Here is a 17,524-nt window from a genome sequence, read left to right on the forward strand (position 1 = left end):
GAAAGTCCTTTATGAAAAAGTTTTTCCTCGTTCTCATCGCGCTGGTCACTGCCCAAACGGCAGAGGCGCATGTGCCGTTTTTAAAACCCAACCAGTTCAATGTCACCCATCACCGTCTGACCATTGAATCTGCGTTTACCGAGTTTCCATTCCAGGCTGACTTTGCCATGGACTCGCCTAACTTCACCATCACCTCACCCATCGGCGAAATCTCAGCCATCAAACCTGTTGCTAAAACAAAGGCGGCGGTTTATCTGGAGCCGGAACTCAAAGAAGAAGGCACTTACCGTATCAGCACCGGCCAGCGTGTAGGGCCTGTTTATAAAGCAGTGGAGACGCCGGACAAAAAACTGTATTTTGCGGCCGACATGAAACGGGTTCGTGGCAAGCCGACCACCATGAACTATTACAGTTATGCCGACACTTATATTTTCAAAGGACAACAGAAATACAAACCTGTGCCTTTAAACAAAGGCCTGGAAATTATCCCCTTGGCCTCGCCCAATGGTGTGCAATTAGGGGGTGAACTCAGCTTGCAAGTCCTCGAACATGGCAAGCCGGTGCCTAATGCACGCATTATCGTGGTCACCGATAACGAGCACTTTAGTAAGCGCCGCATGGAAGACCTTTACGATGTTGAAAACGTCAGACCGTCCAACCTCCATGCCAATCAGCAAGGTGAGTTTACCTTCAAACCACAAAAAGCCGGGTTGAATTTCCTGTTTGTGACGGTGCATCACCAGCTCAATGAAAACCTGTGGGAAAGCCTGAATGCTTCGCTGACGCTGGAAGTGAATTTACCGCCAGAGACGGAAAACAAGCCTTAAAATGACTGCTTTCAGGCATTGAAGGGAAACAGCATGCAAACGACGACTTTTGAACTGAGAGGCGAATACATCGCACTCTGTGACTTGCTCAAACTCGAAGGGGTAGCCGACAGTGGCGGTCAGGGTAAGTCTATGGTGGCGGAAGGATTGATCAAGGTTGATGGCGAAATTGAACGCCGAAAAACCGCCAAAATCCGCGCCGGGCAAGTGGTGCAGGCGTTTGAACAGACTATCCAGGTCGTAGCTGCTTAATCTGGCTTAAAGTCTTGCGGCAGATAAGCCGCCAGCGCAGACCAGTTGAAGTGCTGCTGCACACTGTCTGCCAATTTTTCCAGGCTCTGCTCGCGCAATTGCGTGTAATCGTAAGCCACTTGCTCAGACAAACCGGCCCATTCTAACCAGGCAGCGCAAGCTTGCGGATGGTCAAACAGGCCATGGATATAACTGCCTGCCACCTGGCCATCTTCGGATAACGCACCCTCTGCCTGGCCACTCAGCAGATGCACCGGGCGTGCTAATGCCCGTCCGGTACTGACGCCCATATGAATTTCATAGCCTTGCAATTGGGCATTGGCAAACGCCAACTGACCTGACACCTGCTTGAGCTGTTTGTGCGCCTCTAGGGTGGTTTCCATTTCCAGCCAGCCCAAGCCGGCACTACTGCCTATCTCGCCCTCCAGCCCTAGTGGATCATGCAATTGCTGGCCCAGCATCTGAAAGCCACCGCAAATGCCCAGCACTTTGCCACCGTAACGCAAATGGCGCGCGATCCGGGGCTCCCAGCCATGTTCACGCAAGGCCGCCAGGTCACCGCGTACATTTTTGCTACCAGGCAGGATGATAAGATCAGCCGCCGGCATCTCTTCACTCAACCGCACAAACCTGAGATCGACCTGCGGGTGCAAACGCAAGGCATCAAAATCAGTATGGTTGGCGATATGCGGCAATATGGGCACGACGATGGTCAACTGTATGTCTGATTTGCGTGCGCTTGTGGTGGCAACCGCATCTTCGGCTTCCAGATGCAAGTCATGCAGATACGGCAATACGCCAATCACGGGCTTGCCTGTGCGTTGCTCCAGCCAATCCAGCCCCGGTTGCAGCAAGGCAAGATCGCCGCGGAATTTGTTAATCACAAAGCCGACCACTCTGGCCTGTTCGCTTTCAGATAACAACGCCAGCGTACCAACCAGGTGGGCAAATACGCCACCCTTATCAATATCAGCCACCAGAATGACGGGGCAATCCACTGCCTCGGCAAAGCCCATATTGGCAATATCGTTAGCGCGCAGATTGATTTCAGCCGGGCTGCCCGCCCCTTCTACCACGATGCAGCCATATTGCTGCTGCAAGCGCTGGTAGGATTGCAGCACGGCTTGCATGGCGGTCTTTTTGTAGTCATGGTAAGTGCTCGCTTCCTGGTTACCTATCACTTTACCGTGAATGATCACCTGGCAGCCGGTATCCGAGTTAGGCTTGAGCAAGACCGGATTCATATCGGTATGTGGCGGCAATCCGCAGGCCATGGCCTGCACCGCTTGCGCACGGCCAATCTCGCCGCCGTCTTCAGTCACCGCCGCATTGAGCGCCATGTTTTGCGGCTTGAATGGCGCCACCGCCACCCCGCTGCGGTACAATACGCGGCACAATCCGGCCACCAGCGTACTTTTACCGGCATCCGACGTGGTGCCTTGAACCATTAATGTTTTCACTGCCTGTTTATCCATCCCCTGATTATCTCACACTCGCTGGGCTTGCCTGTGGCGCGGTGCTGCTGGATACCTGGCTGGGAGAGCCTCGGCGCTGGCACCCATTGGTCGGTTTTGGCTGGTTAGCGTCCTCCCTTGAAAAGTGGTTGAATCCTTTATCTAGGCAAACGTTACGCGGCCAATATATCAGTGGTATTGTTGGTGTGCTTCTGCTGGTGTTGCCACCCATGCTTGCGATTGTGTTGCTCATGAAACTATCCGTCTGGCTGGCACTTGCACTGCATGTCTATCTCCTTTACTTTGCCATTGGCCACCGCAGCCTGCACCAGCATGGCATGGCCGTTTATCACGCCTTGCAAGCAAACCTGTTTCAGGATGCGCAGGTTGCCACCTCGTATATGGTCAGCCGCGATGTGGAGGCGATAGAGCCGGTCAGCGCAACCATAGAATCCGTGTTGGAAAATGGCAACGATAGTGTATTCGGCGCCCTGTTCTGGTTTTTTGTCGCGGGTGGCCCTGGGGCGCTGGCTTACCGCCTTGTGAATACGCTGGACGCCATGTGGGGCTATAAAACGCCACGTTATTTTTATTTTGGCTGGGCCGCCGCACGGCTGGATGATGTATTGAATTACATTCCGGCCCGCCTCACAGCCATCACCTATGCACTGCTCGGACACACCCGCCTTGCCTGGCAATCCTGGCGATCACAGGCATCGTTATGGGATAGCCCGAACGCAGGCCCGGTCATGTCCGCTGGGGCAGGCGCACTCAATGTACAGCTCGGCGGGCGCGCCCGCTATCATGGCGAATGGCATGAGCGCCCGCGTCTGGGCACCCACACGCCCCCTACTGCAGAGGATATCCCACGCGCATTGCAACTGGTGCGCAATGGCATGCTGAGCTGGCTGATGGTGGCGCTATTGATTGGAGGGTTAGCCTATGCTTGAGCACGGCGGCAATTTGCAGCAAGCGGCACAGCAATACGGCAGACCACTGGCCGACTGGCTGGATCTCTCGACCGGCATCAACCCGCAACATTACCCGATCCCCGCACTGCCCGCCGCCTTGTTTCATCGGCTGCCTGCTGCGGCGGACAGTTTGCACGCCATAGCAAAAGCCTATTACGGCGCACCGCATGTGCTCGCCTGTGCGGGCTCACAAGCGGCCCTGCAAGTGTTGCCGCGTTTGCGCGCGCCTTGCCACGTCGCCATGCCGCGCACCATGTATCAGGAACACGCACATGCCTGGCAACAAGCCGGCCACCAACTGCACTTTTTTGAACAGTCCCCAGACGACGTCCTGTTGCAACAATGCGAGGTGTTACTGGTCTGCAACCCCAACAACCCGACCGGCCAGAAGTACGCCGCTGAGACGCTGCTTGCCTGGCATGCCGCATTAGCGCGGCGGGGCGGCTGGCTGGTGGTGGATGAAGCGTTTATGGACAGCACGCCACAACACAGCCTCGCCAGCCAGAGCGGTCAGGCAGGGTTATGGGTGTTGCGTTCACTAGGCAAGTTTTTTGGACTGGCTGGGCTCAGGGTCGGCTTTTTACTGGGGGAGCCTACGGCCCTGGCGCAAGTGGCCGCCCTGCTTGGCCCCTGGACCCTTGCCGGCCCAAGCCAATACCTGGCCGAGTTGGCCCTGGCGGATCGGTCATGGCAGCAACAGATGCGTGCACAGTTGCCTGTGCAATCGGCGAACTTAGCGCAACTGCTGACGCAATATGGACTGCCCCCTTACGGCGGCACGGATTTATTTCAATATGTACAACATCCTGGCGCGCACCAGTTTCACCAGTCTTTGGCCCAACATGGTGTGTGGACGCGTTATTTTGCCGCGCCACAAGCGCTGCGGTTTGGATTGCCCTCTGAGGCCGACTGGCCGCGGTTGGCGCAGGCGCTAGGATCACTTGCCGTTTAACCCATTCACCGCCTGCACAATGGCAGCCAGGTCCCTGGCATGCGGTGCCTCACTTGCCTGCAAGCCCTGCCATACGCCTTGCTGATTCTCCAGCGGCTGATTCTGGCTCACCTTCCATTTGCCAGTCAGTTGCATGATTTCTATCGAGATGCCCACGGTCGCCTGCATCATCCGCTCAATATCGTCAGCCGGTGCATCTTCAAGCTGCCACGGATGTTCAAACTCGGCCTCATGCTGCGCAGTCAGCGCCCGCAAATGCTCGCGCAACCAATCCGCCTCTTCAATCAACCGTAATTGACCTTGCACGTGGACCACCACGTAATTCCAGGTGGGCACCCCTTTTCCGCGCTGCGCTTTGCTGTGGTACCAGGAGGGCGAAACATACGCATGCGGACCATGAAAAACCGCCATCACGGCTTGCGCTGACGCATTCTGTCGCCAGTGTTGCCAAAGCGGATTGGCACGCGCCAAATGCCCGCATAAGCGACCAGCCTGCAAAGACAGTGGCAGGTGATTCACCTCCAGCCCGGTCGGCAACGAGGTAATCAATGTCGCAAAAGGATAGCGATGGATCAATGACAGCAGGGCTTCGTCACTCGGTGCAGAAAAATGTTTAGGGAGATACATTTGATTCATCCTGCGACTGAGCCTTAGCCTGTGACTGACTTGTGACCTGCGATTGATTGGTGACAGGCGATACCCACAACACCTGCCCCCTGACCATCACAGCCGCCTGTCGCGTTTGGTTACCAGGGTCGTATCCCAAAGGACGAGTCAGGTTTTTCAGGCATACCGGCGGCTGGCTGGGGGATAGCGCTTGTTGGTAAAAGGGATGTGCAGGGATCACACATGCAGCCAGTAGTGTCAGCACCAGCACACTGCTCAGAACCAAAGACATGATGACGCTCCTTCATGAAAGATAGCGTGATCGTAATCGCCAAAACCAGTACACTACATATACAATTTATGCATCAATCTACAAAACTGTACAGGCCCATCTACCATGCCAGTCACACAGCCGCTAATCACCATTAACCCGCTTGAACCCGTACCACTAGTTGAGCAAATTGTCAGCGGGATCCAGCAACAGATCGCACAGCGGGTGCTACGCACCGGTGCGCGCCTGCCGTCTATCCGTGATTTTGCCGCGCAACATGGGGTCAGTCGCTTTACCGTGGTCGATGCTTACGACCGCCTGGTCGCACTGGGCTACCTGCTGTCGCGGCGCGGTTCTGGCTTTTATGTGGCGCCCGTCACCCCTTTGCAAACGGCGGTAACAGATACGTCTTATCTGGAGCGGGCAGATGATGTATTGTGGCTGTTGCATAACACGTTCAGGGATGTGCCAGAGGCGATCCGGCCGGGCTGCGGCTGGCTACCCAAGGATTGGCTGGATCAAAAAGTCATTCAAAAAAGTCTGAATGAATTATCCAGAAAGTCTGGCGGCTTTTTAACCAGTTATGGCGACGTCAGCGGCTATTTACCGCTCAGGCAGTTGCTCGCCCAAAAAATCCTGGGCGAGATCGGTATCCACGCTGAGGCCTCGCAACTGCTCATCACCAACGGCGCTTCGCATGGACTAGACCTGATCGCCAGACTCATGATCAAAGCGGGCGATGTGGTGCTGGTGGATGATCCCGGCTATTACACCTTATTTGGCCTGCTCAAATCCATGGGCGCCCAGATTGTTGGCGTGCCGCGCGGACTCCATGGTCCCGATATCGCACAGCTGGAGCAGCTGTTGCACATACACAAGCCCAAGCTGTTTTTCACCAACACCGTGCTGCATAACCCGACCGGCACCAGCACCAGCCTGGCGGTGGCACACCAGTTGTTACAGATGGCAGAAAAGTATGGTTTTTATCTGGTGGAAGACGATATTTATGGTGACTTTCACCCACAGACGGCGGTCAGGCTCGCCGCCCTGGACCAGCTCAACCGCGTCATCTATGTCAGTAGTTACTCCAAAACCATTTCTGCCAGCCTGCGTGTGGGCTTTATCGCCTGCCAGGCAGAATTGGCGCGCAGACTGCTAGACCTCAAGCTCCTGACAGGGCTGACCAGCTCTGAAATCAACCAGCGCGTGATGTACCAGATCCTGGTGGAGGGCAGGTATCGCAAGCATATGGAGAAAGTACGCAACCGCCTGGCAGTCAAAAGAGGGCAAGTCATTCAGGCGCTGGAGCAATGCGGGCTGACGCTTTACACCGAACCGGCCGGAGGCATGTTCGTCTGGGCCAGCCTGGGCAATGGCAGGCAGGCGGCGGAAATGGCGAGTCTGGGGGCAAGGCAAAATGTCATGCTGGCCCCTGGCAACTTGTTCAGACCATATCAAGAGCCTTCGTCATGGCTGCGATTTAATGTCGCACATTGTGAGCAGGACAAGATATTTATCTTACTCCAAACAGTGTTAGCGAGCCGCTAGTGACTGGCGAACTCACCTCATCGGAATGCCTGATAAGATTTAGTTACCGTTGCTTTACTTGACATAACTGTTCCGATACCCCACCATCGGAATGCCTGATAAGATCGCTTTTGCATGTGACTGCCGCAGTTTTTTGGTTCCGATACCCCACCATCGGAATGCCTGATAAGATCTTTTCCGAAAGGCACTGTTACAGGCAATTGTTCCGATACCCCACCATCGGAATGCCTGATAAGATTGGCACATATGCCGGAACGGATATTTTTTCGTTCCGATACCCCACCATCGGAATGCCTGATAAGATGTGGATCTCGATGACCCTGAGTCCGTTAAAGTTCCGATACCCCACCATCGGAATGCCTGATAAGATATGGTGCGCATCATCATCCGGCAGCTGCACGTTCCGATACCCCACCATCGGAATGCCTGATAAGATCTGGAAAGTGACATATCAAGGAAAAATCTAGTTCCGATACCCCACCATCGGAATGCCTGATAAGATGGTTTCAGCGCTCCACACGTCAGCCGCCGTGTTCCGATACCCCACCATCGGAATGCCTGATAAGATGAGGCTGGCCTCTCATAGTAGTAAAAGTATGTTCCGATACCCCACCATCGGAATGCCTGATAAGATTCAACTTCAACAAGCTCGCGTTGAAAATACGTTCCGATACCCCACCATCGGAATGCCTGATAAGATAAATTGATATACTTGAGCGCCTGCAAATAGGTTCCGATACCCCACCATCGGAATGCCTGATAAGATGCAGTCAATCACCAGCATCAAATACATTGAGTTCCGATACCCCACCATCGGAATGCCTGATAAGATTTAATGAAGCTTTAGGTGCATTACTGTTAAGTTCCGATACCCCACCATCGGAATGCCTGATAAGATTGCCATTGGCGTATCAGGCGCTGGTGCGATGTTCCGATACCCCACCATCGGAATGCCTGATAAGATGCCATCCAAGCAAGTGCCCGCCGAGTATTCGTTCCGATACCCCACCATCGGAATGCCTGATAAGATCAAAGACAGTGTTGCTGTATTTGAAACTAAGTTCCGATACCCCACCATCGGAATGCCTGATAAGATTGCAATGCTGTTTACAAAACCATTGTCTAGGTTCCGATACCCCACCATCGGAATGCCTGATAAGATCTTGGGCAAAAAGAAGTGCCTGGGCCACAAGTTCCGATACCCCACCATCGGAATGCCTGATAAGATCATCTTTTGCTTTGCGCAGTAGCGACCATAGTTCCGATACCCCACCATCGGAATGCCTGATAAGATTAGACATGCCGCGCATTGTTGTGAATGTTGGTTCCGATACCCCACCATCGGAATGCCTGATAAGATCCTTCTCTCCAGTTTAATAGCGTAATCTGTGTTCCGATACCCCACCATCGGAATGCCTGATAAGATATAGCAGTAGCACAGCAAGCTAATAATGCTGTTCCGATACCCCACCATCGGAATGCCTGATAAGATTGCTTAAAACAGCATAATTTACGCGGTGAAGTTCCGATACCCCACCATCGGAATGCCTGATAAGATTGCCTGCTTGGGAATTGGGGTTAATCATGCGTTCCGATACCCCACCATCGGAATGCCTGATAAGATAGGAACGGTCTCCACAGCACAAAACCCGCCGTTCCGATACCCCACCATCGGAATGCCTGATAAGATAGATTGTTCGCAACCTATTGATTTAAAAGGGTAGTAGAAGTTAAAAAAGCTCAACTTGCTCAGGCATGTTGGGCTTTTTTCTTGTCGGCTTGGTCCCAAAAAACTCTTTGGTCATGCCATATTGTTTGTCCGTGACAATAAAAAATGCGACTTGTGCATCTTTTGGGATAAGCGGACGTAGCCTAACGATGGTCGCTTCTCCCACCGCAAGTGTTGGAAAGTGATGCACGTACAGTGAGTTTTGCAGTTGAACAAAATTTTCTTGTAACAAGCAGCGCCTAAACACACTGTAATCATGCCGCCCTTCTTTTTCGGTCATTGGGCAATCATATACACAAATTACCCACATAACTCGCCACCCATTTACGCCCATGTTTCGTCGTCAGTTTCCGTAACTAAATCTTCTGGCAAACTCAGTTGCTTTCCCCTCCCATCTAATACGCGTACAAAGCTGGCAATAGTCTCGTTAATTGCAGATGGCAATCGATAACCCGCACCATTGAACTTTACTTCTTGCATAACAAACCCCAAGATTTCTTTACGCGCTTGGCTATTAAATTCACCCGCATTGTTTAGGTAAACGTAACGCTCCACCACAAAACGGTATGGCTCAATAAAGTCATCAGCCAAGTTAAAGGGGTTTTCCATACTGCAATGCCCTAAACCTAGTGAGGGGTTTAAGCCAGCCATTACCAAGCTGCGCGCTATCATAGATCGCAAGACTGCATAACCAAAATTTAGGCGAGCATTTACAGCATCATCTGCACCCTGTTTCTCACGAGAGAAATTTTCGTCAAATAAATGCGCCCAGTAATGCTTTGCGCCTTGTCCCTCACATTTTGTTTTGTCGGCAGGTTGAACCTCTTGCGCCAGACGTTCTAATCTTAATGCGCCTTTGCGGTTCAAAAAACGTAAATTAATGGCTTGCGTACTAAGTCTTGCTTTTACCAACGCTTGCCAAAGCTTTGCTTTACTTTCGGTGCCATCTAACACCATTTGTTGACGCAAGCGTCGGACTAAATCGCCATTGCCAACTTGTGGTAAAAACCATGCGCATGGATGGTGAGCTTCGTCAGTCACCATCACGCTTGCTCCTGCTTCCGCAAGACCACGTAATGCCTGCACAGAAATTTGAATAGTGTGATGATGTAAACACAGCACAGCAATGTCTTTTGGTAAGACATGGTGATCATCAAACCCGTCACGCCTAATTCGCAACCTGCCTAAATCAACTGAAATTGAGGCAGGATTTTCAATTAGCAAAATACGGTGCTCAGACAAAACTAGTCTATCCTTTTTAAGCGAAGCACTTGAGTAAAAGAAACTTTTTTCTTACCAGAACCTGGCTCTTTGATTGCATCAAATGCACGTGGGTCAACTATGGGTATTAAGAATAAATTTCCTTCAATTGTGAAATATCCTATACGGTATTTTTTACCAACTTTGCTATCTAACACCGTATCATTTTTATGTAGTCGCACCATATTTTCCGCTAGCGGCTGATGTTTACATTTCATAGCCTGATGCGTATTTACTAAAGTTTGCTTGCCTATGCGACCATCAAATATTTCCGTTTCAAGATAGGCATATCCTGCATTTGGCAGACGCTTAGAATGTTCACGCCCATCTTTACTTGTGTGGGCAATAATCGCGACATCATCTGCATAATTGCCTGTAAAGCATTTTACTTTTTTGATTTCTACTCGCTGCCCATATAAGGTTTGGTAAAAAGGCATAGCTAAAGCTTCTGGAGCAGTTTTTCCCGAGGCTACTCTCGCATCAAATGCTTTTAGAATAATCTCTTTAACTGTTGAGCTGACAATATTTTCAATTGCTTTGTGTGCTTGCTCTATAGTACCTTTTCTACGGTCAATTAAATCTGCAACCTTTATGCGCAATGTGAGCCTTGCTTTATCTTCGTTAGATTTAACCGCAGCGCCATAAGCTGTCTCTTGAAAAATTGCACCATCTGGATAACGATCTGGTTTAATCGAAATTGGACATTCACGCACAGCAGCCAATGCAATTTCCCGTATGTTTTTTATAGGTGGTTCAGCTACCTCCAACTTTGGTTTATAACCTCTCATCTCACGCTCAGAATCCAACTTGTATTGCCGCGCCATTTGTTGAAACAAACCACGCGAAGTGAGGCCGATTGTCATAGCGTCAATCAAATGATGTCTATGGTCTATACGCTTGTTAAGCTTGCGGTCCGTATGGCGCGCTTTATCTATATGTCCATGTGCATCTAAAACCTTATGCCCCTCCCACACATCTCGATATTTCTCAAAATCTTCAACGCTGACCACTTGCATTTCTTCATCTAAAACCGGTAAGCCTTCCTCAGTTCGTGCTTGTGGAATAACTGTTTCCAGCTTCCATTTGCGTCGTAACATTGCAGTGAGTTCTCCGCGAGAAACGGAAACCGGGGTTTTGCAGATGCCTTGCAACCATTGCGCGGCCTCTTTGGCAATCCAAGATGTTTGTTGAAATTGACGATCAGCAAACTCTGCAATCGACTCATCCGTGAGCACTTCAGACTCAAAGTCTTCCAACAGCAATAATTTGGACTTGCGATATTGTTTGTTATCTGAAAAGTACTTTGCCCGCACCTTGATGACTTGCCAACGCTCCGCATCATGCCCCCATGCTTGAGCAGGTGTTTTATTGCCTTTCTCCTGATTACAACTGCGGTGAGCCAATACAATTTCGCTTCGTTTTAAACCAACCTGTGTAAGCGATTTTGGCAAAATATGTTCGTATTCTGTTTCAGCACCACTCAGCGCGTCGCCCAAGCTGATTGGTTTTGTGCAATAAGGGCAATGGCCTTTGCCTTGCTCTACCCATAGCAAATAGCGGCGAATACGTGATGGCGTAACCGTAACGCCATGCTCACGGATTTCTGCTTCTGCATCTAGACGAGCTTTACGATTTTTATTGTTTTCACTTTCACGCTCATTACGTTTGCTGATTCCCACGCTCATTTCCCGGGACATTTCCACAACGATTTGCTCTGGCTGAGTCCCCAAATCTACCATCATACGATTAAGCACATAGCGCATTTGCCTTAACGAACCATCAACGACAGCATTACCTGTACTAGGCGCAAAATCCAAACTATCTTTTAGTGCTATTGGTTTGTTAAAGCTTTCAGGGTAACAGACACGTATCGCAGCATCTTCATCAGGTCGCATTTCGCCTTGCCATTCATTAGGCCACCATGGTGAATCCAACCACGCTGTAAGTTTATTTAGCGCTTTAATTGAGTATGAGGCGCGGCCACTTTCAAAGCCCATTTTGCTAAGCCGGTCAAATTTGTCATGGCTTTTTAACAAATTGATAAACTCCACAAGCTTCTCCGGCAATTTGCGCATAGTGCCATCAGCTTTTGCAAAGCGTGTGTACCACAGCGGATCATCAAGTTGCTCAGGTGAACCTAAATCCGCTAAAAAGTTAATGACTTGTATTTGAGTGCGCGCATCTAATGCCAACCATGCATCACCTAATTCTAACTTGCGAAATATATGGTTGGTTTTGTTACCAGGGATTTCATCGCGACTCAATCTATCTAAATTCAGACCTTTAGTGTCAGGCCTTGGGCAACCAGCAACATCCAGTGCTTTATAAATGGCATCAAACTTCACCACTTCTTTTTCATCGCACAATTGGCGAATAACTACCTTTTGTGCTGCGGATAGTTTTTCTGCTCGTTTACCCACACCCCAGCGTAAATCAGCCAGTGTTTTTTCAATTCGAAAATGCTGAAAAGCGAGTTGAGCGCGAGGTGCTCTTGCAAGTGTAGGTTCTAAGCTACATTGCCCAACCATACCGCCTACCGCTTTTAATGGGCGCTGGTGAAAAATGGCATTATAAAAAATATCCTTAAGCGGCTTGCCTTCATGCTTGGAATTAAGGACTGGATAAAAGGCAGATTGTGTTTGCCAAATTTGTTCAAACTCAGCCACCAACTGGCTTCTCAGCGCATACAAATTTTTGCCTTCAGTGGTTTTATCTTCAGGCTCTTTTATTTTGAGTTTGGTTGGTTTGCCATCTAGCCATCGCTGATATAAAAACTCACCAAGCGTCACCTCATCAAAACCTTTGCTTTGCGCCAGAGCTTGCATTTCAGTCTTAAGGTCATGGTTGCCGCCTTCAACCTCCCCAAGCTTTGCACCTTCCTTTTTTGGGCGAAACTCACCTCCGTAACCACGCCGTTTGCCTATACGAATAAATACACGGATTAAGTTGGATAAATCTATTTTCTCTCTGGCCGCCTTAGCACGAATTTCTAATAAAGTACGTCCGCTATCAATGGACGGCCCTAACTGGATGTAAAGCAAGGATGCCAATGCAGCAATCGCTTTGGTTCTTCCTAAACGTCTATCGATTTGGCGACGTTGCATGCGTGCAGCACGACGCCCCGCTTTTTTAGACTTAAGTCCTGACTGACTTTTTTCTAAAGGCTCATCGAAAATACGAACATGCTTCCAAACTAGTTCGAGCGGATTATTGTTTTCATCGAGTGAAAACGCCGCCACACCAAGTGAAGCGGTCCCTACGTCCAAACCAACTCTGTATCGCATGACACCCCCTTTTATTTGCAACTTGTTGTATTATGCAAATATATCAGGTATTCCGATGGTGGGGACTATCGGTAACAAGGGTTTAAAAACCCACCGATATAAGGGGCGAACTTAGGTTCGCCCTTTTCTTTTCGTGATTACCGATTCACAAACTCAACCTTGGGAATCACTCCTGACAAATCCAGCCGTGTAAGGCTGGCGTAATCGATATGCAACCGGAACAAGCCTTTGAGTTGCATATTCAGCACATGCGCAATCAGCGCGCGTATCATGCCGCCGTGGGTGACTACCAGCACATGTTCACCGGCATGGCGGGCTTGTATCTCTTGCAAAAAGTCCACACCGCGCGCCTGTAACTGGGCAAAGGTTTCGCCTTGTGGCGGCGAAAGTTCGGCATAGTTTTTGGCCCAGACATCAAATCGCTCACGCGGAATATCGTTCCAAGCCTGCATCTCCCATTCGCCAAAGTGCAGTTCCTTGAGGCGCACATCGGCCTGAATGTCTCCGGCATGCCCCAGGCCGTGGGCCAGACCCAGTGCGAGTTTGTGGCAGCGCTGCAAAGGGCTGGTATAGAGGGCGTGGAAAGCATCGGCTTGCAGCTTTTGCTGCACGCTGGCCAACTCGTGATGAAAGTTGGCCGAGACATCGACATCGCTTTGTCCGTAACAGATGCCTTCAGCGATTTGTAAACTGGTGTGTCTCACCAACGTCAATTTCATGCCAAGCGCTCCCAGGCCAGCAGGCCCAAATAAAAAGCGACTTCAGTCAGTTGCTGTGTCGCACCCAGCGTATCGCCGGTATACCCTTGAATCTGTCGTAACATCGTTTGCCGCCACATCTGCCAGACCACGAGCACAGGCAAGCTGGTGATCAGTAAAAAATGTCCGGCAGCCATCAATGACTGATTGATGCCCAGCATCAGGGCAAAGCCCAGCCAGCACAGCAGGCCGAAGACGCTGGCGTATACAATATCCTGCCGGGTCAGCGTAGTGGCTAGCGGTTTGGCCTTGCCCGCAGTGCGCACATAGTTGGCCGTCGCCATCACATACACCGCCGCCAGTCGGCTCAGGGCATGGCTGGCAATCAGTGCAAACGGCAAGATGGCGGGCGCAAGGGCAGACAAAGCCTCAAACTTGAACAGCAAGATGCCCACCAGCGCAATGGCGCCGTAGCTGCCAAGGCGAGAGTCATGCATGATCTCCAGCTTGCGCTCGCCCGTCATGCCTCCGCCCAAGCCGTCCGCACTGTCCGCCAGGCCATCTTCATGAAAGGCGCCTGTGGCAAGGATGGTGGCAGCCATGCTGCACAACACGGCCAATGCCGGGTTGAACAGCCCGTGCGCCAGCCACCAGACCATGGCGGCCAGTAAGCCCACCAACAGGCCGACTAGCGGAAAATAGCGGGCCGCCTGATTCAGATCACTTTCTTTAAAATCAGGCAGTGCGGGCACCGGGATACGGGTAAAGAAGCCCACGGCCAGCAAAAAGGAACGCCATTGCGATTTCACTGCACTTGCTCGCTGACGCCAGCACTCTCAAAGCTGGCCATTTCGGTGAGAAAGGCAACCGCTGACTGCAACAGGGGATAAGCCAGTACGGCACCGGTGCCTTCACCCAGACGCAAAGACAAATGCAGCAAGGGCTGCGCCTTGAGATGTGCCAGCATGATGCCATGGCCACTTTCGTCGGAACAATGCGCAAATACGCAATAGTCGACCACCTGCGGATAAAGCTTGGCGGCCACCAGCAAGGCCGAGGTGGCAATAAAACCATCAATGAGCAAGATGACACGGGCTTCGGCAGCGGCAAGCAATGCCCCAACCATCATGGCGACTTCAAAGCCACCAAAAACGGCCAATGCATGCAGAGGATCGCTGGCAGGCACATGATGCGCTTGCAAGGCAGAAGTGAGCACCGCCAGTTTGTGCTGCAACCCCTTGTCGCTGACACCTGTGCCACGCCCCACACATTGATGCATGGGTAAGCCACACAGCACACTCATGAGGCAACTGGCGCTGGAGGTATTGCCGATGCCCATCTCGCCCAGCGCCAACACATTACAGCCCTGGGTAATGGCATCCCTGGCAATTTGCGAGCCGCGGTAAATCGCCTGTGCGCATTGCTCGGCCGTCATCGCCGGCTGATGCAGAAAACTGGCGGTGCCCATGCCCACCTTGGCATCAATCAACTTGGGGTGCGGGGCGAATACGGCATTGACGCCGCTATCCACCACATGCAGCTCAAACCCATGCTGGCGCGCAAACACATTAATGGCGGCACCGCCATTTAAAAAGTTGAATACCATTTGCGCCGTCACCGCTTGCGGATAAGGGCTGACGCCTTCGGCGACGATGCCATGATCACCTGCAAACACCAGCATGGTGGGCTGTTGCAACACCGGATGTATGGTTTGCTGGATCAGCCCCAGTTGCATGGCCAGGGCTTCCAGCCGCCCAAGGGCGCCTAAGGGTTTGGTTTTTTGGTTGATCTGCTGGGCCAGCGCGGCTTGCAAGGTCTGGTCTTCGATGGGAGTGATTTGAAATGTTTGCATATTGTTATTTTACCGGGCAAAAAGGTCAGTCTGGCAGAATTGTTAAACGCTTTGGCGTCTACACCGCTGCCTGAATAAAAAAGCCCCGCAACTGCGGGGCAAATGGCTAAGGAAGCAACACGTGAATCAACCTATTTTAACGGGAACATAGAGTTTGCTGTCCCCACGCATGACCAATAGGGCCACATTCTTGCTGTTTTGCGTTAACTTGTCCTGCAACTGGCTGACGCTTTTCACCTGATCGCCATTGACGGCCAGAATGACGTCACCTGGCTGGATGCCGGCATTGGCGGCAGGACCTTTGCCCACCTCTTCCACCAGCAAGCCCTGCTTAAGTTGCGTCTGTGCCAGCTCTTGCGAAGTGAGCGGGCGCACACTTACGCCTAATCTGGCTTGCTTGCTATCCATGCTGGCAGCAGGGTCTGCCTGCGCGGTTTGCATTTCATCAATACGCACAGTCAGTTTCTTCAGCTGTTTGTTGCGCAAGACTTCAACGCTGACCGTACTGCCCGGCTTGATACTGCCCACCATGGGCGGCAAATCGCTGGAGCGGTCTATTCTCTGACCATTAAACTTCAAGATCACATCACCAGGTTCTAGGCCGGCTTTATCCGCAGGGCCATTTTTCTCGACATTGCTGACCAGGGCGCCATTGGGGGCCTGCAAGCCAAATGAAGAAGCTAAATCCTGGTTAATGGCTTGCACACCAATGCCCAGACGGCCACGGCTGACTTTGCCTTTTTCGAGCAACTGCTGCTCAATGCCCATGGCCACATCAATCGGGATCGCAAATGACAGGCCCTGATAGCCACCGCTACGGCTGTAAATTTGCGAGTTAATGCCAATGACCTCACCATTCAGGTTGAAGAGCGGCCCGCCAGAGTTACCGGGGTTAATGGCCACGTCAGTCTGCAGAAAAGGCACATAGCCTTCGTCTGGCAAGGCGCGGGATTTGGCCGAGATAATGCCTGCTGTCACCGTGTTGTCAAAGCCGAAGGGCGAGCCTATTGCCACGACCCAGTCCCCCACATTGCTGCTTTTGGTACTGCCAATACGGACAGTCGGCAAATCTTTGGCATCAATTTTCAGCACTGCCACATCGGTCAGCTTGTCCACGCCGACCACCTTGGCTTGGAACTCACGCTTGTCAGACAGTTTGACGGTCACCACATCGGCTTTATCCACCACGTGGGCATTGGTCAGGATCACGCCATCAGACTTGACGATAAAGCCTGAACCCAGGCCATTCATCGGCGTTTCGGTTTGTGGCATATTGGGCTGAAACCGGCGGAATAACTCAAACATGGGGTCGCTAGGATCCATGCCCGGAATCCCGGCGGTTTTCACGGTGCCACTGACGCTGATATTGACCACGGCAACGCCCTGGGTAGAAGCGATACTGGCAAAGTTAGGCAGCGTGATGTAAGCACTTGGCGCGGTCATGGTTTTGGCCGACACCGGCGCAGTCGCCTGCGCATGATTCACCAGCGTGTAGCCTTTCATCCAGTAGCCAGCACCAAACAGTGCTGCCACGGCCAAGGGCACAGACACCCAATGCGTCAATTTTGATTGTAAGAACGATTGCATCACAGTTTCCTTTCTTCTGCATCAATCAAGTTGTGTCCTTTCTTGCAGGACCATTCAGCGCTTATGAGCTTTAAAACAGGGCCTAAGTTTCCGAATTTTTGTAACCGAATTGTATCGGGAGAAATTCCCGCTCACCGTCACACCAACATCACCCCTAAAAAGGGTCCGTGTTACACTGCGGTCTTTGCTTTTTTGAGTTGGAATGGCAAAGCTCGCCCGTTTTTTAAAGCCAT

The 17,524-nt window shown here is 51.5% G+C and carries 15 protein-coding genes and 1 CRISPR repeat array; of the genes, 5 read left to right on the plus strand and 10 right to left on the minus strand.

The features are described from left to right. Positions 1–11: 11 nt before the first annotated feature. Positions 12–827, plus strand: a complete 816-nt coding sequence (locus AACH41_RS12895; protein ID WP_338655539.1) for a DUF4198 domain-containing protein — start codon at positions 12–14, stop codon at positions 825–827. A gap of 33 nt (positions 828–860) precedes the next feature. Next, positions 861–1,079 (plus strand): RNA-binding S4 domain-containing protein, encoded by a 219-nt coding sequence (locus tag AACH41_RS12900; protein ID WP_194748846.1) that lies wholly within the window; start codon positions 861–863, stop codon positions 1,077–1,079. Here the strand turns inward: AACH41_RS12900 and AACH41_RS12905 are convergent. Next, entirely contained in the window at positions 1,076–2,527 is a 1,452-nt protein-coding gene (locus tag AACH41_RS12905; protein WP_338655542.1) for a cobyric acid synthase, read from the minus strand. The two genes, AACH41_RS12900 and AACH41_RS12905, sit on opposite strands and share 4 nt — an antisense overlap. Before the next feature lie 2 nt (positions 2,528–2,529). On the opposite strand from AACH41_RS12905, the gene cbiB reads away from it, so the two are divergent. Then, positions 2,530–3,483: an adenosylcobinamide-phosphate synthase CbiB gene (cbiB, locus tag AACH41_RS12910; RefSeq protein ID WP_338655544.1), complete on the plus strand. Its 954-nt coding sequence runs from the start codon at positions 2,530–2,532 to the stop codon at positions 3,481–3,483. Then, a complete protein-coding gene (cobD, locus tag AACH41_RS12915; RefSeq protein WP_338655546.1) occupies positions 3,476–4,456 on the plus strand; it encodes a threonine-phosphate decarboxylase CobD in 981 nt (326 codons plus the stop codon). Before cbiB ends, cobD begins: the two co-directional genes overlap by 8 nt. On the opposite strand, the gene AACH41_RS12920 is transcribed toward cobD, so the two are convergent. Continuing rightward, positions 4,442–5,083, minus strand: coding sequence for an FMN-binding negative transcriptional regulator (locus AACH41_RS12920; RefSeq protein ID WP_338655548.1), 642 nt, complete (start codon positions 5,081–5,083; stop codon positions 4,442–4,444). The genes cobD and AACH41_RS12920 overlap by 15 nt on opposite strands. After that, positions 5,070–5,354: a hypothetical protein gene (locus AACH41_RS12925; RefSeq protein ID WP_338655550.1), complete on the minus strand. Its 285-nt coding sequence runs from the start codon at positions 5,352–5,354 to the stop codon at positions 5,070–5,072. Before AACH41_RS12925 ends, AACH41_RS12920 begins: the two co-directional genes overlap by 14 nt. A gap of 105 nt (positions 5,355–5,459) precedes the next feature. Here AACH41_RS12925 and AACH41_RS12930 point away from each other — a divergent pair, with 105 nt between their 5' ends. Further along, positions 5,460–6,881 carry a PLP-dependent aminotransferase family protein gene (locus AACH41_RS12930; RefSeq protein ID WP_338655552.1) on the plus strand — a complete coding sequence of 474 codons (1,422 nt, stop codon included), beginning with the start codon at positions 5,460–5,462 and terminating at the stop codon, positions 6,879–6,881. A 3-nt stretch (positions 6,882–6,884) separates the two neighbouring features. After that, positions 6,885–8,571: a CRISPR direct-repeat array (repeat unit 36 nt; unit sequence GTTCCGATACCCCACCATCGGAATGCCTGATAAGAT). Between the two features lie 40 nt (positions 8,572–8,611). On the opposite strand, the gene cas2 is transcribed toward AACH41_RS12930, so the two are convergent. The 7 genes from cas2 to AACH41_RS12965 form a co-directional block, all read right to left on the minus strand. Further along, the gene (gene cas2, locus AACH41_RS12935; RefSeq protein ID WP_338655554.1) at positions 8,612–8,944 is read right to left on the minus strand and encodes a CRISPR-associated endonuclease Cas2; all 333 of its coding nucleotides are present in this window, start codon (positions 8,942–8,944) and stop codon (positions 8,612–8,614) included. Next, positions 8,935–9,852, minus strand: coding sequence for a type II CRISPR-associated endonuclease Cas1 (gene cas1, locus AACH41_RS12940; protein ID WP_338655556.1), 918 nt, complete (start codon positions 9,850–9,852; stop codon positions 8,935–8,937). Before cas1 ends, cas2 begins: the two co-directional genes overlap by 10 nt. A gap of 2 nt (positions 9,853–9,854) precedes the next feature. Continuing rightward, a complete protein-coding gene (gene cas9, locus AACH41_RS12945; RefSeq protein ID WP_338655558.1) occupies positions 9,855–13,154 on the minus strand; it encodes a type II CRISPR RNA-guided endonuclease Cas9 in 3,300 nt (1,099 codons plus the stop codon). A gap of 137 nt (positions 13,155–13,291) precedes the next feature. Next, the gene (gene cobC, locus AACH41_RS12950; RefSeq protein ID WP_338655560.1) at positions 13,292–13,873 is read right to left on the minus strand and encodes an alpha-ribazole phosphatase; all 582 of its coding nucleotides are present in this window, start codon (positions 13,871–13,873) and stop codon (positions 13,292–13,294) included. Beyond that, positions 13,870–14,661: an adenosylcobinamide-GDP ribazoletransferase gene (locus AACH41_RS12955; RefSeq protein WP_338655562.1), complete on the minus strand. Its 792-nt coding sequence runs from the start codon at positions 14,659–14,661 to the stop codon at positions 13,870–13,872. Before AACH41_RS12955 ends, cobC begins: the two co-directional genes overlap by 4 nt. Continuing rightward, positions 14,658–15,704, minus strand: coding sequence for a nicotinate-nucleotide--dimethylbenzimidazole phosphoribosyltransferase (cobT, locus tag AACH41_RS12960; protein WP_338655564.1), 1,047 nt, complete (start codon positions 15,702–15,704; stop codon positions 14,658–14,660). Before cobT ends, AACH41_RS12955 begins: the two co-directional genes overlap by 4 nt. A 126-nt stretch (positions 15,705–15,830) precedes the next feature. Beyond that, positions 15,831–17,291, minus strand: coding sequence for a DegQ family serine endoprotease (locus AACH41_RS12965; RefSeq protein ID WP_338655566.1), 1,461 nt, complete (start codon positions 17,289–17,291; stop codon positions 15,831–15,833). Positions 17,292–17,524: the final 233 nt, after the last annotated feature.

Origin of the sequence: Methylophilus sp. DW102, assembly GCF_037076555.1 — a bacterium.
In the GTDB taxonomy this organism is placed as follows: domain Bacteria; phylum Pseudomonadota; class Gammaproteobacteria; order Burkholderiales; family Methylophilaceae; genus Methylophilus; species Methylophilus glucosoxydans.

Bases quoted from the DNA above. Each gene is read 5' to 3' on its own strand.
- AACH41_RS12895 (WP_338655539.1), top strand. From the start codon at position 12: ATGAAAAAGTTTTTCCTCGTTCTCATCGCGCTGGTCACTGCCCAAACG.
- AACH41_RS12900 (WP_194748846.1), top strand. From the start codon at position 861: ATGCAAACGACGACTTTTGAACTGAGAGGCGAATACATCGCACTCTGT.
- AACH41_RS12905 (WP_338655542.1), bottom strand. From the start codon at position 2,527: ATGGTTCAAGGCACCACGTCGGATGCCGGTAAAAGTACGCTGGTGGCC.
- cbiB (WP_338655544.1), top strand. From the start codon at position 2,530: ATGTTTTCACTGCCTGTTTATCCATCCCCTGATTATCTCACACTCGCT.
- cobD (WP_338655546.1), top strand. From the start codon at position 3,476: ATGCTTGAGCACGGCGGCAATTTGCAGCAAGCGGCACAGCAATACGGC.
- AACH41_RS12920 (WP_338655548.1), bottom strand. From the start codon at position 5,083: ATGTATCTCCCTAAACATTTTTCTGCACCGAGTGACGAAGCCCTGCTG.
- AACH41_RS12925 (WP_338655550.1), bottom strand. From the start codon at position 5,354: ATGTCTTTGGTTCTGAGCAGTGTGCTGGTGCTGACACTACTGGCTGCA.
- AACH41_RS12930 (WP_338655552.1), top strand. From the start codon at position 5,460: ATGCCAGTCACACAGCCGCTAATCACCATTAACCCGCTTGAACCCGTA.
- cas2 (WP_338655554.1), bottom strand. From the start codon at position 8,944: ATGGGCGTAAATGGGTGGCGAGTTATGTGGGTAATTTGTGTATATGAT.
- cas9 (WP_338655558.1), bottom strand. From the start codon at position 13,154: ATGCGATACAGAGTTGGTTTGGACGTAGGGACCGCTTCACTTGGTGTG.
- cobC (WP_338655560.1), bottom strand. From the start codon at position 13,873: ATGAAATTGACGTTGGTGAGACACACCAGTTTACAAATCGCTGAAGGC.
- cobT (WP_338655564.1), bottom strand. From the start codon at position 15,704: ATGCAAACATTTCAAATCACTCCCATCGAAGACCAGACCTTGCAAGCC.
- AACH41_RS12965 (WP_338655566.1), bottom strand. From the start codon at position 17,291: ATGCAATCGTTCTTACAATCAAAATTGACGCATTGGGTGTCTGTGCCC.